Source organism: Agromyces bauzanensis (genome assembly GCF_014645655.1).
Lineage (GTDB): Bacteria > Actinomycetota > Actinomycetes > Actinomycetales > Microbacteriaceae > Agromyces > Agromyces bauzanensis.
In genome coordinates this window covers 319,704-334,234 of record NZ_BMMD01000001.1, presented here as the reverse complement: position 1 = coordinate 334,234, position 14,531 = coordinate 319,704, and the positions used below count along the sequence as shown (strand labels likewise).

13 protein-coding genes are annotated in these 14,531 nt (G+C 69.7%); 11 read left to right on the top strand and 2 right to left on the bottom strand.

Annotated features, from left to right (window positions below):
* Positions 1 to 2 precede the first annotated feature (2 nt).
* From IEX31_RS01610 to leuA, 3 genes are all read left to right on the top strand, one after another.
* Positions 3 to 1,319 (top strand): hemolysin family protein, encoded by a 1,317-nt coding sequence (locus IEX31_RS01610; RefSeq protein ID WP_188741671.1) that lies wholly within the window; start codon positions 3 to 5, stop codon positions 1,317 to 1,319.
* The gene (gene era / locus IEX31_RS01605; protein WP_188741670.1) at positions 1,312 to 2,205 is read left to right on the top strand and encodes a GTPase Era; all 894 of its coding nucleotides are present in this window, start codon (positions 1,312 to 1,314) and stop codon (positions 2,203 to 2,205) included. Before IEX31_RS01610 ends, era begins: the two co-directional genes overlap by 8 nt.
* A 366-nt stretch (positions 2,206 to 2,571) precedes the next feature.
* Complete coding sequence (gene leuA / locus IEX31_RS01600) at positions 2,572 to 4,347, top strand: 2-isopropylmalate synthase (protein ID WP_188741669.1); 1,776 nt, start codon at positions 2,572 to 2,574, stop codon at positions 4,345 to 4,347.
* 57 nt (positions 4,348 to 4,404) lie between these two features.
* Here leuA and IEX31_RS01595 read toward each other — a convergent pair whose 3' ends face one another.
* Positions 4,405 to 5,004 (bottom strand): TRIC cation channel family protein, encoded by a 600-nt coding sequence (locus tag IEX31_RS01595; RefSeq protein ID WP_229662020.1) that lies wholly within the window; start codon positions 5,002 to 5,004, stop codon positions 4,405 to 4,407.
* 86 nt (positions 5,005 to 5,090) lie between these two features.
* On the opposite strand from IEX31_RS01595, the gene recO reads away from it, so the two are divergent.
* From recO to IEX31_RS01575, 4 genes are all read left to right on the top strand, one after another.
* Positions 5,091 to 5,828, top strand: coding sequence for a DNA repair protein RecO (recO, locus tag IEX31_RS01590; protein ID WP_188741667.1), 738 nt, complete (start codon positions 5,091 to 5,093; stop codon positions 5,826 to 5,828).
* Positions 5,825 to 6,631, top strand: a complete 807-nt coding sequence (locus IEX31_RS01585; RefSeq protein ID WP_188741666.1) for an isoprenyl transferase — start codon at positions 5,825 to 5,827, stop codon at positions 6,629 to 6,631. Before recO ends, IEX31_RS01585 begins: the two co-directional genes overlap by 4 nt.
* A gap of 161 nt (positions 6,632 to 6,792) precedes the next feature.
* On the top strand, positions 6,793 to 7,458 hold the full coding sequence (locus tag IEX31_RS01580; protein ID WP_188741665.1) for a DsbA family oxidoreductase: 666 nt from the start codon (positions 6,793 to 6,795) through the stop codon (positions 7,456 to 7,458).
* A complete protein-coding gene (locus tag IEX31_RS01575) occupies positions 7,455 to 7,628 on the top strand; it encodes a hypothetical protein (protein WP_188741664.1) in 174 nt (57 codons plus the stop codon). The genes IEX31_RS01580 and IEX31_RS01575 overlap by 4 nt, the downstream gene beginning before the upstream one ends.
* 44 nt (positions 7,629 to 7,672) lie before the next feature.
* Here IEX31_RS01575 and IEX31_RS01570 read toward each other — a convergent pair whose 3' ends face one another.
* Positions 7,673 to 8,155 (bottom strand): aminoacyl-tRNA deacylase, encoded by a 483-nt coding sequence (locus tag IEX31_RS01570; protein ID WP_188741663.1) that lies wholly within the window; start codon positions 8,153 to 8,155, stop codon positions 7,673 to 7,675.
* A 92-nt stretch (positions 8,156 to 8,247) separates the two neighbouring features.
* Between IEX31_RS01570 and dusB the strand changes: the two genes are divergently transcribed.
* The 4 genes from dusB (at position 8,248) to IEX31_RS01550 (ending at position 14,492) form a co-directional block, all read left to right on the top strand.
* Complete coding sequence (gene dusB, locus IEX31_RS01565; protein ID WP_188741662.1) at positions 8,248 to 9,405, top strand: tRNA dihydrouridine synthase DusB; 1,158 nt, start codon at positions 8,248 to 8,250, stop codon at positions 9,403 to 9,405.
* A gap of 1 nt (position 9,406) precedes the next feature.
* Positions 9,407 to 10,663: a deoxyguanosinetriphosphate triphosphohydrolase gene (locus IEX31_RS01560; protein ID WP_188741661.1), complete on the top strand. Its 1,257-nt coding sequence runs from the start codon at positions 9,407 to 9,409 to the stop codon at positions 10,661 to 10,663.
* A gap of 81 nt (positions 10,664 to 10,744) precedes the next feature.
* Positions 10,745 to 12,634, top strand: coding sequence for a DNA primase (dnaG, locus tag IEX31_RS01555; protein ID WP_188741660.1), 1,890 nt, complete (start codon positions 10,745 to 10,747; stop codon positions 12,632 to 12,634).
* Between the two features lie 226 nt (positions 12,635 to 12,860).
* Positions 12,861 to 14,492 carry an ABC transporter substrate-binding protein gene (locus IEX31_RS01550; protein WP_188741659.1) on the top strand — a complete coding sequence of 544 codons (1,632 nt, stop codon included), beginning with the start codon at positions 12,861 to 12,863 and terminating at the stop codon, positions 14,490 to 14,492.
* The last annotated feature ends 39 nt before the right edge of the window (positions 14,493 to 14,531 follow it).

Here is a 14,531-nt window from a genome sequence, read left to right as displayed (position 1 = left end):
CCATGCAGCCCTGGCTCTTCATCGGCGTGGCATTCGTGCTCGTCGCGTTCGGCGGACTCATGGCGGCCGTCGACTCGGCGATCGGCGTGAGCTCGAGAGCGGATGTCACCGAAGTCGCGGTCGACTCCCGCGCGCGCCGGTCGCTCCTCGCGATCGCCGACGACGCGGGTGCGCACGTCAACGCCGTGAACTTCATGCGCATCATCGCCGACACGACGGCTGCCGTACTCGTCACGCTCGCGTTCACGACGTTCGTCGACAACGTGTGGCTCGTGCTGCTCTACTCGGCGCTCATCATGACGGCGGTCTCGTTCGTGCTCGTCGGCGCGAGTCCGCGCAGCGTCGGACGCGCCCACCCGGCCACGGTGCTCCGGCTCACGGCCCCGCTCGTGCATTTGCTGCGGGTGCTGCTCGGTCCGCTCGCGAACGCGCTCGTGTCGCTCGGCAACCGGGTGACGCCGAGCCGGATCCGGTTCGCCGGCGTGTCGAGCGAGGAGCAGCTGCTGAGCATGGTCGACGAGGCGGCCGAGCTCGAGGTGCTCGAGGAGGGCGACCGCGAGCTCATCCACTCGATCTTCGAGTTCAACGACACGGTGGCGCGCGAGGTGATGGTGCCCCGCACCGATATGGTCACGATCGACGCCTCGGCGCACCTGCCGCAGGCGATGGCGCTCTTCCTGAAGGCCGGCTACTCGCGGATCCCGGTGATCGCGCGGGATGCCGACGACGTGACCGGCATCCTCTACCTCCGCGACCTCGCCAGGTTGAGCTTCGAGCGGCCACTCGACGCCGAGGAGCTGACGGTCGGCGAACTCGTGCGCCCGGCGCTCTTCGTGCCCGACTCGATGAAGGCCGACGCGCTGCTGCGCCGGATGCAGCTCGAGTCCAACCACCTCGCGATGGTCGTCGACGAGTACGGCGGCATCGCGGGTCTGGCGACGCTCGAGGACCTCATCGAGGAGCTCGTCGGCGACATCTCCGACGAGTACGACCGGGAGGCGGCGCAGGTGGAGGAGCTCGGCGACGGGCGGTACCGCGTCAACGCGCGCCTGCCGATCGATGAGCTCGGCGAGCTGTTCGGGCTCGACCTCGAGGACGAGGACGTCGACTCCGCGGGCGGCCTGCTCGCCAAGGAGCTCGGCCATCTGCCGCTTCCCGGCGAGCGCGTGACCGCGTCCGGGCTGATCCTCGAGGCCGAACGCACCGAGGGGCGACGCAAGCGCATCTCGACGATCCTCGTCGAACGCGACCAGGCGCTCATCGACGCGCAGTCCGCGTTCGACACTGGTGAGCTCGACGGAAGGAACCATCGTGGCTGAGTACCGTGCCGGGTTCGTCTCGATCGTCGGGCGACCGAACGTCGGCAAGTCGACCCTCACCAATGCGCTCGTCGGCGAGAAGGTCGCGATCACGAGTTCGAAGCCGCAGACGACGCGCCGCGCCATCCGCGGCATCGTGCACCGCGAACACGGCCAGCTCATCCTGGTCGACACCCCCGGGCTGCACCGGCCGCGCACGCTCCTCGGCGAGCGGCTCAACACGCTCGTGCAGTCGACGCTCGGCGACGTCGACGTCATCGCGTTCTGCGTGCCCGCGAACGAGGCCATCGGCCCGGGCGACCGGTTCATCAACGAGCAGCTCGACCAGTATCCGCGGGCAAGGAAGGTGGCGATCGTCACGAAGACGGATGCCACGTCGAAGTCGAAGGTGGCCGAGCAGCTGCTGGCCGTGTCGGAGCTCCGGGAATGGGACGCGATCATCCCCGTGTCGGCGCCCCGGGGCGAGCAGCTCGACGTGCTCGTCGACGAGCTGCTGAAGCTCATGCCCGCCTCGGAGCATCCGCTCTACCCGGCGGAGGCCCGCACCGACGAGGACACCACCGAGCGCATCGCCGAGTTCGTGCGGGAGGCGGCGCTCGAGGGCGTCTCCGACGAGCTGCCGCACTCGATCGCCGTGACCGTCGACGACATGGTCGAGCGGGAGGACAAGGACCTCCTCGAGATCTACGCGAACGTCTTCGTCGAGCGCGACAGCCAGAAGGGCATCATCATCGGCAAGGGCGGGCAGCGCCTGCGCGAGGTGGGCGCGACGGCGCGCGCGCAGATCGAAGCCCTGCTCGGCCGCAAGGTCTACCTCGCGCTGCACGTGAAGGTGGCGAAGGACTGGCAGCGCGACCCGAAGCAGCTCGGCCGGCTCGGGTTCTGACTTCGCGAGCGCTGACGCGCCGCGGGCCGCGCATCATCCGGCGTCGACGGGCTTCAGGCTCGGGATCACCACGACCGCCTGCGCCGCGTGGCTGCGGCATCCGCTCGCCCATGTTCCCGTTCGCGCGTCGCGTCGCCGTTCCATCGGGTACATGGTGCGCGAGCGGAAACCTGGGGCGGATGCCCCGTGGCCGCGGCATCCGCCCTCCGTCACGATTGCGCCGGCCCCCGAGGTCGGTGTTACCCTTGATCCGTGCTTCACGGCCTGCTTCTCCTTAGCTGCCGCAGCGAGTCCTAGTTCACTGGCCTCCCTCGCTGCGGAGTTCGTCGTCGGCTGAATCCATCCGTAGAGCGAGAAGAGCACCCCATGAAGAACACCCAGAAGCCGTCGCCGATGCCCGTGCATCGGTATCGCCCGTACCACGAGCAGATCCGCGTCGACCTTCCCGATCGCACGTGGCCGTCCAAGCGCATCACGACCGCGCCGCGCTGGTGCGCCGTCGACCTGCGCGATGGCAACCAGGCCCTCATCGACCCGATGAGCCCCGAGCGCAAGCGCATCATGTTCGACATGCTCGTGCGCATGGGCTACAAGGAGATCGAGGTCGGCTTCCCGAGCGCCAGCCAGACCGACTTCGACTTCGTGCGCAGCCTCATCGAGGAGGGCGCGATCCCCGACGACGTCACCATCCAGGTGCTGACCCAGTCGCGCGACCACCTCATCGAGCGCACCTACGAGTCGATCCGCGGCGCCAGGCAGGCGATCGTGCACCTCTACAACTCGACGAGCATCCTGCAGCGCGACGTCGTCTTCCGAACCGACCGGCAGGGCGTGATCGACATCGCCCTGCACGGCGCCCGGAAGTGTCGTGAGCTGGAGGCGACCGTTCCGGGCACCGGCGTCTACTACGAGTACTCGCCCGAGAGCTACACGGGCACCGAGCTCGAGTTCGCCGTCGACGTGTGCAACCAGGTCCTTCAGGTCTTCGAACCCACGCCCGAGCGCAAGGTGATCGTCAACCTGCCTGCCACGGTCGAGATGGCGACCCCCAACGTCTACGCCGACTCGATCGAGTGGATGTCGCGGCACCTGAACCACCGCGAGAACGTCCTTCTGTCGCTGCATCCCCACAACGACCGCGGCACGGCTGTCGCCGCTGCCGAGCTCGGCTACCTGGCCGGCGCCGACCGCATCGAGGGATGCCTCTTCGGCAACGGGGAGCGCACGGGCAACGTCGACCTGGTCGCGCTCGGCATCAACCTGTTCACGCAGGGCATCGACCCGCAGATCGACTTCTCCGACCTCGACGAGGTCAAGCGCACGGCCGAGTACTGCAACCAGCTGCCCGTGCACGAGAGGAGCCCCTGGGCGGGCGACCTCGTCTACACGGCGTTCTCGGGGTCGCATCAGGACGCGATCAAGAAGGGCTTCGAGGCGATGGAAGCCGAGGCCGCGCGCCGCGGCGTGGACGTCGACGACCTCGAGTGGGCGGTGCCCTACCTGCCGGTCGACCCGAAGGACCTGGGTCGCAGCTACGAGGCGGTCATCCGCGTCAACTCGCAGTCGGGCAAGGGCGGCGTCGCGTACCTCCTGAAGTCCGACCACGCGCTCGACCTGCCGCGGCGCCTGCAGATCGAGTTCTCGGGCGTCGTACAGGCCAAGACCGACGCCGAGGGCGGCGAGGTCTCGAGCGACGAGATCTGGCGCATCTTCAACGACGAGTACCTACCGGCGCCGCAGGATCGCCCCGACGAGAAGTGGGGCCGGTTCGAACTCCTGTCGCTGCGCACCGAGAGCGAGCTCACCGGCGAGGTTCGCGTGCGCGTGGGCCTCCGCGACGGCGGCGAGCGGATCGAGGCCGATGGATCGGGCAACGGCCCCGTGGCGGCGTTCCTCTCGGTGTTCGCCGCCGAGGGTGTCGACGTGCGGGTGCTCGACTACAGCGAGCACGCCCTCTCGGCCGGGGGCGACGCCCTCGCCGCCGCCTACGTGGAATGCCAGGTCGAGGGGCGCACGTTGTGGGGCGTCGGCGTGGACGCCGACATCTCCACGGCGTCGCTCAAGGCGGTCGTGTCCGCGGTGAACCGGGCGCTGCGCGGCGTTCGGGTCGCCGAGCACGTGCGCGAGGCCGTCACCGTCTAGGACCGGCCAGCGGATGCCGCGCCACGGCCTCGTGCGCGCGGCATCCGTCGTCCTTCATCACGCTCGGCGCCACACCTTCCAGCTGCCGAGCGCCCGTTGCTCGGGCAGGCTCCAGCCGAACCGGACGGAGCCGAGTCGCGTGAGCGTCGTCACCACGACGCACGCGATGGCCGCGACGACGATGTTCACGTCGAGTGCCACGAGCACCACGAGGAGCACGGTGCCGGCGGTCGCGGCGATCGCGTAGAGCGATCCGACGTGCATGAGCGCGATCGGCAGGTTGAGCGTCACGTCGCGGAGGATCGATCCGCCGAAGGCCGACAGCACGCCGACGAAGATCGCCGGCACCACCGGCACGCCGAACGCGAGCGCCTTCGACGTGCCGATCGCGCCGAACAGGCCGATGGTCACGGCGTCGAGGGCGATGATGAGGCCGTTGAGCTTCGCGAAGACGCCCAGCAGCAGCATCCCGAGCAGTGCGGCCGCCGTCGCGACGGGCAGGTACCAGTTGCTCGCCATGGCCGCGGGCAGTTGGTTCAGCAGCAGGTCGATGCGTCGCTCGGTGAGGCGGGCAGCGAACATGGCGCCCTGGATAGCGCCGATCGCGACGGCCGTGAGGTCGACCCACAAGGGGATGACGAAGAGCGCGGGGGACACGGCACCAGTGAACCATTCCCGCCGCCGCATCCGGCGCATCTCCGACGGCTTGGCCCGCCGGTCGGCGGGGCGCGGGATAATGAAGGGTGCCCGTGTACCGAGATGAAGCCGTCGTGCTGCGCACCCACAAGCTGGGCGAGGCCGACCGCATCGTCACGCTCCTCACCAGGCGGCACGGCAAGGTGCGCGCGGTCGCCAAGGGCGTGCGACGCACGGGCTCGAAGTTCGGGGCGAGGCTCGAGCCGTTCATGGTCGCCGATCTCCAGCTCTACGAGGGCCGCACGCTCGACGTGATCACCCAGGCCGAGTCGCTGGGCTCGTACGGCGCCGAGATCACGCAGGACTATGCCGCGTACACGGCGGCGAATGCCATGGTCGAGGCGGCCGACAAGCTCACCGAGGCCGAGGGATCGCTGCAGCAGTACCTGCTGCTCGTCGGCGCGCTGCGCTCGCTCGCCCGCGCCGAGCACGGCGCGAGCCTCACGCTCGACTCCTACCTGCTGCGCGCCCTCGCCCTCGCCGGCTGGGCGCCGAGCTTCCAGGACTGTGCACGCTGCGGCAGGACCGGCGAGCACACCGCGGTCGTCGTGCAACTCGGCGGGGTGGTCTGCGATGACGACGCGCCACCCGGCACTCCCCGCATCGCCGGCTCGACCGTGGCGCTGCTCGGCTCCCTGCTCGCCGGCGACTGGGCGCATGCGGAGGCCGCGGCATCCGTCGACCGCAACCAGGCGAGCGGCATCGTCGCCGCGTACACCCAGTGGCACCTCGAGCGCGGGCTCCGCTCGCTGCCGCACGTCACCAGAGAGACGACCACCACGTGACCACGAAGCCCTATACGCATCGCGACGCCGTGCCCTACCGGCCGATCGACTGGACGGGCCTGTACCCGCCCGAACTGCCGAAGGGCGCCGTGCCGAAGCATGTCGCGATCGTCATGGACGGCAACGGGCGCTGGGCGAACCGCCGCGGGCTCACGCGCATCGAGGGCCACAAGGCGGGGGAGGCGGCCCTGCTCGACGTGGTCGCCGGCGCCGTGCAGATCGGCGTCAGGCACCTGTCGGTGTACGCGTTCTCGACCGACAACTGGAAGCGCTCGCCCGAGGAGGTGCGCTTCCTCATGGGCTACAACCGCGACGTGCTGCATCGCCGCCGCGACCAGCTCAACGAGTGGGGCGTGCGCATCCGCTGGGCTGGCCGGCGGCCGCGGCTCTGGGCGTCGGTGATCAACGACCTGCAGTTCGCCGAGCGGCTCACCGCGGGCAACGACACCCTGACCCTCACGATGTGCGTCAACTACGGCGGCCGCAACGAGATCACGGATGCCGTGCGCTCGATCGCCGACGACATGGCATCCGGGCGGCTGAAGCCCTCTGCCGTGACCGAGAAGCTCATCGCCAGGCGGCTGTACGTGCCCGAGTTGCCCGACGTCGACCTGTTCGTGCGCAGCTCGGGGGAGCAGCGCACGTCGAACTTCCTGCTCTGGCAGTCGGCGTACGCCGAGATGGTCTTCCTCGACACGCTGTGGCCCGACTTCTCGCGGATGGACCTCTGGCAGGCCATCGAGCTGTACGCGGGGCGCAGTCGCCGGTTCGGCGGGGCGGTGGATGCGCCGACCGCGTCCTGACGCGCTCGGTCGTCACACCGGGTCAATCCAGGGGTTGGTGCACCGAATGGCGGATATACGATCCGGCGCGCCGCTGCTGCGGGACTGACCCCGGCGCGCCGGATCGTATATCCGCTGTGTGGGGCGGAATACGACGGTGGATTCATCCGTTCTCCTACATCGTGACGTCTCCCATCAAGATCGACATCTGGTCCGACATCGCCTGCCCGTGGTGCTACATCGGCAAGCGCCACCTCGAGGGCGGCCTCGCTGCTCTCGGCGACGACGCGCCGGAGGTGGAGATCGAGTACCACTCGTTCGAACTCGCACCCGACACGCCCGTCGACTTCGAGGGCTCGGAGGTCGACTTCCTCGCCAAGCACAAGGGGTTGCCCGAGTCGCGGGTGCAGCAGATGCTCGGGCACGTCGCCGGGGTGGCCGCGAAGGCCGGGCTCGCGTACGACTACGACGTGCTGCAGCACACCAAGACGTTGAAGGCCCACGAGCTGCTGCACTTCGCGAAGGAGCACGGCCTCCAGCTCGAGCTGTCGGAGCGGCTGTTCCGCGCCTACTTCACCGAGGGACGCCACGTCGGTCGCATCGACGAACTGGTCGAGCTCGCCGCCGAGGTCGGCCTCGACGCGGATGCCGCGCGCGAGGCGCTCGAGTCGGAACGCTACAGTGCGGCCGTGCAGGCCGACATCGCGCAGGCCGGCACGTACGGCATCCAGGGCGTGCCGTTCTTCGTCTTCGAGGGCAAGTACGGCGTCTCGGGGGCGCAGCCGGTCGAGGTGTTCTCGCAGGTGCTCACCCAGGTCGCCGGCGAGCACGACGGGGCTGTGGCATGAGCGACGCGACGACACCCCAGGTGACGGATGCCCCGTCGACGGATGCCGCATCGACGGATGCCCCGTCGACGAGTAGCGCGACGCCGTCGCCGTTCACCATGGTGACCGGTGACGCCGCCGCTATGGTGTGCGAGGGCGACGTCTGCTACATCCCGGGCGTGGGGGAGTAGGTTTCGATACGGCGCTGCGCGCCGGCTCGACCACCGGCGGCCGACTACTCCGGCTCGCTGATGTCGGCGACCGTCGCGTCGAACGCGCCGATCAGCGAATCGGCGTCGACGAAGAGGCTCCGCCCGTGCTCGCCCGCACCCATCGAGACGCGGCGCCCCGGGATCGTCGCGTCTACGACCACCGGCCACGGGGTGGTCGAGCCGAGCGGCGTGATGGTGCCGCGCTCGTAGCCCGTCGCGGCGAGAGCCAGCGAGGCATCCGGCAGCTGAAGCTTGTTCACGCCGAGGAGGGCCCGCAGCTTCGGCCACGAGATCTTGCGGCCGCCGGGCACGAGCGCGAATACGTACGTGTCGTCGCTCTTCTTCAGGACGAGCGACTTCACGATGTCGGCGGGCGTGATGCCAAGGATCTCGGCGGCCTCCTCGAGGCTTCGCGCGGCCGGCCGCTCGATGATCTCGACCTCGAGGCCGCGCGCCGCGGCATCCGCTCGCACCCGTTCCGCACCGGTCAGCGTGCCGTCGGTCATCTCGTCCTCCACACCCTCGTCCTCCTCGGAATCCTAGGCGTGCGCGAGGTCCGAAGGACGAGTGAGCCGCTTCTCTGGGAGAATCGAAGGTGATGTCCTTCACCACCACGCTTCCCGCGGGCCCGCTGTCGATCGGCGGGCTCGTCGTCGACGTCCCCGTGGTGCTGGCCCCGATGGCCGGCATCACCAACACGGCGTTCCGGCGACTGTGCCGCGAGTTCGGCGCGGGCCTGTACGTCTCCGAGATGATCACGTCGCGCGCGCTCGTCGAGCGCACGCCCGAGTCGATGCGGCTCATCACGCACCACGAGTCCGAGACGCCGCGGTCGATCCAGCTCTACGGCGTCGATCCGAAGACCGTGGCCGAGGCGGTCACGATGCTCGTCGCCGAAGACCGCGCCGACCACATCGACCTGAACTTCGGATGCCCCGTGCCCAAGGTCACCCGCAAGGGCGGGGGAGCGGCGCTGCCGTGGAAGAGCGGCCTGTTCCGCGACATCGTCGAGGGGGCCGTGGGGGCCGCCGGCGACATCCCGCTCACCGTCAAGATGCGCAAGGGCATCGACGCCGATCACCTCACCTACCTCGAGGCTGGGCGCATCGCCGAGGGCGCGGGCGTCGCGGCGGTCGCGCTTCACGCCCGCACGGCCGCCGAATTCTACTCGGGCGAGGCCGACTGGTCGGCCATCGCGAAGCTGAAGGAGGCCGTCACGAGCGTGCCGGTGCTCGGCAACGGCGACATCTGGTCGGCCGAGGACGCGCTGCTCATGGTCGCCGAGACCGGTTGCGACGGCGTGGTCGTGGGGCGCGGATGCCTCGGCCGGCCGTGGCTCTTCGGCGACCTCGCGGCGGGCTTCCGCGGCGAGGCGCGCAAGGCCGAGCCGTCGCTCGGCGAGGTCGCGCAGACGTTCCGCCGCCATGCCGAGCTGCTGACCGAGTTCTTCGACAGCGAGGAGCGCGGGTGCCGCGACATCCGCAAGCACGTGGCGTGGTACTTCAAGGGCTACCCGGTCGGTGGCGAGCTGCGGTCGAAGCTCGCGACGGTCGAATCGCTTGCGCAGCTCGACGACCTGCTGGGCACGCTCGACTGGTCGATGCCGTATCCCGGCGAGGGGGCCGAGGGCCCGCGGGGCCGCGCCGGCACGCCGAAGAGCCCAGCGCTGCCCGCCGGTTGGCTCGACTCGCAGGAACTCGCCGGCGGCGACCGCACCACCCTGGTCGACGCCGAGCTCGACACGAGCGGCGGCTGACGTGCGGTCACCACTCTTCGGCGGCTACGGTGACGCCGACACCGAGCGCTGGCTGCCCGAAGTGCACACCTCGGGTCGCAGCGACTTCGCCCGCGACCGGGCGCGGCTCGTGCATTCGAGTGCGCTGCGGCGACTCGCAGCGAAGACCCAGGTGCTGAGCCCCACGGCGGGCCTCGACTTCGCCCGCAACCGCCTCACGCACTCGCTCGAGGTCGCGCAGGTCGGACGCGAGCTCGCCGCGAGCCTCGGCCTCGACCCCGACGTCGTCGACACCGCATGCCTCGCGCACGACCTCGGACATCCTCCGTTCGGGCACAACGGCGAGAAGGCGCTCAACGCGTGGGCGGCCGACATCGGCGGCTTCGAGGGCAACGCGCAGACCCTGCGCATCCTCACCCGCCTCGAACCCAAGGTCTTCGGCCCCGACGGGCGCAGCCATGGACTCAACCTCACGCGTGCGAGCCTCGACGCGAGCTGCAAGTACCCGTGGCCGGAGGCGACATCCGTCCCCGACCCGAGCGGGCGGGCGAAGTTCGGCTTCTACCGCGATGACGTCGAGGTGTTCGAGTGGATGCGCCGTGGTGCCCCCGATCGCCGGCTCTGCATCGAGGCACAGGTCATGGACCTCTCCGACGACATCGCCTACTCGGTGCACGACTTCGAGGACGCCATCGTGAACGGCTACGTCGACGTCGCCGCCCTCGGCGCCCGCGTCGACCATGACGCCCTCGTCACGTCGATGTACGACTGGATCGGCGGCGCCATCACGCACGACGAGCTCATCGCGGCATTCGACCGTCTCGACTCGCTCGACGGCTGGTTGGACTCGTGGAGCGGCAGCCGGCGCGAGCAGGCGCAGCTGAAGAACCTCACGAGCCAGCTCATCGGCCGGTTCGCGCATGCGGCCACCGATGCCACGCGCTCGGCGTTCCCGCTCGCGAGCCTCATCCGATTCGACGCCGATGTCGTCGTCCCGCGCGAGGTCCAGGCCGAGATCGCCGTGCTCAAGGGCATCGTCGCGGCGTTCGTGATGTCGAAGAACACAAGGCAGCCCATCTACGTACAGCAGCGGCAGGTGCTCACGTCGCTCGCCGAGGTGCTGCACGAGGCCGGCGATCGGCATCTCGATCCCGGTTTCGCAGAAGACTGGCGGGCCGCGGGCGGCGACGCCGCGCGCAAGCGCGTGATCGTCGACCAGGTCGCGAGCCTCACCGACCAGTCCGCCTTCGCGTGGTACGAGCGCCTGGTGCAGCGATGACGGAGGCCGCCGCCGGGCGCAGGGCGACCGGGCATCGGACAACCAGCCGCCTCCACATCCGGGCGATCTAGGATGAGAGCCATGGCGGGCCGGATTCGACAGAGCGACGTCGATGAGGTGAAGGCCCGCACCAACATCGCCGACATCGTCGGCGAGCACGTGAGCCTGAAGTCCGCCGGCGTCGGCTCGCTGAAGGGTCTCTGCCCGTTCCACGACGAGCGCAGCCCGAGCTTCCACGTGCGGCCGGGCCTCGGGTACTACCACTGCTTCGGATGCGGGGAGTCGGGCGACGCCTACACCTTCCTGCAGCGCATGGACCACGTGTCATTCACCGAGGCGGTCGAGCGCCTCGCCGGCCGCATCGGCTTCGAGCTCCACTACGAAGACGGCGGTCAGGCCTCCGACCACGGCAACCGTGCGAGGCTGCTCGCGGCGAACACGGCTGCCGAGCAGTTCTTCGTCGAACGCCTCGGGTCGCCCGAGGCAGAGATCGGGCGGCGGTTCCTCGGTGAGCGCGGGTTCGACGCAGAGGCCGCGAAGCACTTCGGCGTCGGATTCGCGCCCAAGAGCTGGGACGCGCTCACGAAGCACCTCAGGGCGCGCGGATTCACGCCCGAGGAGCTCTCGGCAGCGGGCCTCGTCTCTCAAGGCGACCGGGGCGTGTACGACCGGTTCCGGGGCCGGCTGATCTGGCCGATCCGCGACGTCACCGGCCAGACCGTCGGGTTCGGTGCCCGCAAGCTCCTCGACGACGACCAGGGGCCGAAGTACCTCAACACCCCTGAGACGGCGATCTACCACAAGGCGCAGGTGCTCTACGGACTCGACCTTGCCAAGCGCGACATCGCGAAGTCGCACCGGGTGGTGCTCGTCGAGGGTTACACCGACGTGATGGCCTGCCACCTCGCTGGGGTCACGACCGCAATCGCGACGTCGGGCACGTCCTTCGGCGTGGACCACATCAAGGTGCTCCGTCGCGTGCTCGGCGACGATTCCAGCCTCGGCGAGGTGGTGTTCACCTTCGACGGCGACGCGGCCGGGCAGCAGGCGGCCATGCGCGCGTTCGCCGAGGAGCAGCGGTTCGCCGCGCAGACGTTCGTGGCGGTCGCCCCCGACGGCCTCGACCCGTGCGACCTGCGGCTCGCGCGCGGCGACGCCGCCGTGCGCTCCCTCGTCGACTCGCGCACGCCCATGTTCGAGTTCGTGATCCGCCACACCCTCGCGCGCTTCGACCTCGAGACCGTCGAGGGGCGGGTCGGTGCCCTCCGCGCCGCGGCTCCGGTGGTCGCGGGCATCCGCGACCCATCCCTGCGTCCCGGATACACGCGCGAGCTCGCCCGCATGCTCGGCATGGAGCTCGGCGAGGTGACGCGCGCGGTGCGCGGTGCGTCGGGCGTCGGCCGGTCCGAGGAACGCGCGCGCGCGGCATCCGCCGACCGAACGCGGGCGCAGGAGCCACGCGGCAACGGAAACGCCCCTGCCGCACCACCCGAGCGGCCGTTCTCGATCGCCGACCTGCCCGCAGACCCCTCGACCCGCCTCGAGCGCGACGCGCTGCAGGCGATGCTGCAGTACCCCGAGGTCGTCGGGGCAGACCTGCTGGGCCAGGGGGTCGACAGCCGCTTCGGCAATGCGTCGCTCGCCGTCGTGCGCGACGGCATCGCCTCGGTCGTGGCATCCGGAGCCCGCCCGGTCACGGTCGACGCGGTCGTCGGCGAGGTGCCCGAGCCCTTCGGCGGGCTCGTGCGGCAGCTCGCCGTCGCGCCGATGCCCCAGCGCAGCGAGGACGAGCTCGCGGCGTACGTGCGCGGCGTCGTCAGCGCGCTCATCGACCGGGAGCTGCTGCGCCAGAAGCAGGAACTGCTCGGCCGGCTGCAGCGCACCGACCCTTCGGACACCGCCGGCTACGGCGCGCTGCAGCGCGCCCTCGTCGACCTCGAGGTCGCTCGACGGGCGTTGCGCGGAGACTGATCCCGACGGCCCGGTCCGCCCGGCGTGCCGTTCGATCCTGCGCCGATCGCGCGGCCGAGCGCTCCCACGTGCGCATCCGTTGCGCAAGATTGCAGATCGGTCACATTCGGCCCTTCCTTCGAGGGCACCCCGGAAGGGGGACACAGAGTGTGCTAGGTGTTGGGGATACGAGATCACGGCGGTGACCCCGCGCGCGATCGCCCCTGACAGGAAGAGGTAGACGGATATGTCATCCGCATCCACGAACCGACGTCGCGGCCTCGTCGCGGCCGCCGGTCTCTCGATCGCCGCGCTGGCGCTCGCGGGCTGCTCCGCCGGTGACAGCGCCGACGACACGAGCGGCGGCACGCTCACGATCGGCACCACCGAGCAGATCACGGCCCTCGACCCGGCCGGCTCCTACGACAACGGCTCGTTCGCCGTCATGAACCAGGTGTACCCGTTCCTTCTCAACACCCCGTACGGCAGCCCCGACGTCGAGCCCGACATCGCCGAGACTGCGGAGTTCACCTCGGACACCGAGTACACGGTGACCCTCAAGGAGGGCCTGACCTTCGCGAACGGCAACGAGCTCACCTCATCCGACGTGAAGTTCACGTTCGACCGCCAGCTCGCGATCGCCGACCCCAACGGCCCGTCGTCACTGCTCTACAACCTCGACAGCGTCGCGGCCCCCGACGACCTCACCGTCGTCTTCACGCTGAAGTCGCCGAACGACCAGATCTTCCCGCAGATCCTGTCGAGCCCGGTCGGCCCCATCATCGACGAGGACGTCTTCTCGGCCGACGCGCTCACCTCCGACGACGACATCGTCGCCGGCGAGGCGTTCGCCGGCCAGTACACGATCACGAGCTACGACTTCAACAACCTGGTCGCATACAAGGCGAACCCCGACTACCAGGGCCTGCTCGGCGAGGCGAAGACCGACACGGTCAACGTCAAGTACTACACGGATGCCTCGAACCTGAAGCTCGACGTCCAGGAGGGCAACATCGACGTCGCGAACCGCACGCTCAGCGCGACCGACATCGAGGACCTCCGCGGCAACGACAACGTGAAGGTCGTCGACGGCCCCGGTGGCGAGATCCGCTACCTCGTCTTCAACTTCAACACGATGCCGTTCGGCGCCACCACCGCCGAGGCCGACCCGGCCAAGGCCCTCGCCGTCCGCCAGGCGATCGCCCACCTGATCGACCGCGACGCGATCTCCGAGGACGTCTACAAGGGCACCTTCACGCCCCTGTACTCGTACGTGCCCGAAGGACTCACCGGCGCCAACGAGGCGCTCAAGGGTCTCTACGGCGACGGCAACGGCGCGCCCGACGAGGCGAAGGCAGCCGAGGTGCTCGAGGCGGCCGGCGTCACGACGCCGCTCGACATCAGCATCCAGTACGTCGCGGAGCGCTACGGCCCGTCGTCGGGTGACGAGTACGCGATCATCAAGGACAACCTCGAGACGAGCGGCCTCTTCACGGTCAACCTGCAGTCGACCGAGTGGGTCCAGTATTCCAAGGACCGCGTCGCCGACCTGTACCCGGCCTACCAGCTGGGTTGGTTCCCCGACTACTCCGACGCCGACAACTACCTCACGCCGTTCTTCCTCACGGAGAACTTCCTCGCGAACCACTACGAGAACCCCGCCGTGAACGACCTGATCCTCCAGCAGGCCGTCACGGTCGACCCGGCGGAGCGCGAGGCCCTCATCGGCGAGATCCAGGATGCGGTCGCGGCCGACCTCTCCACGATCCCGTACATGCAGGGTGCGCAGATCGCCGTCGTGGGTGCCGACGTGGAGGGAGCGGAGGACACGCTCGACGCGTCCTTCAAGTTCCGCTACGCCGCCCTCTCGAAGGGCTAGCCACGGGCTAGAGTCGTTGCAGCTCGACGACGGGGGCGA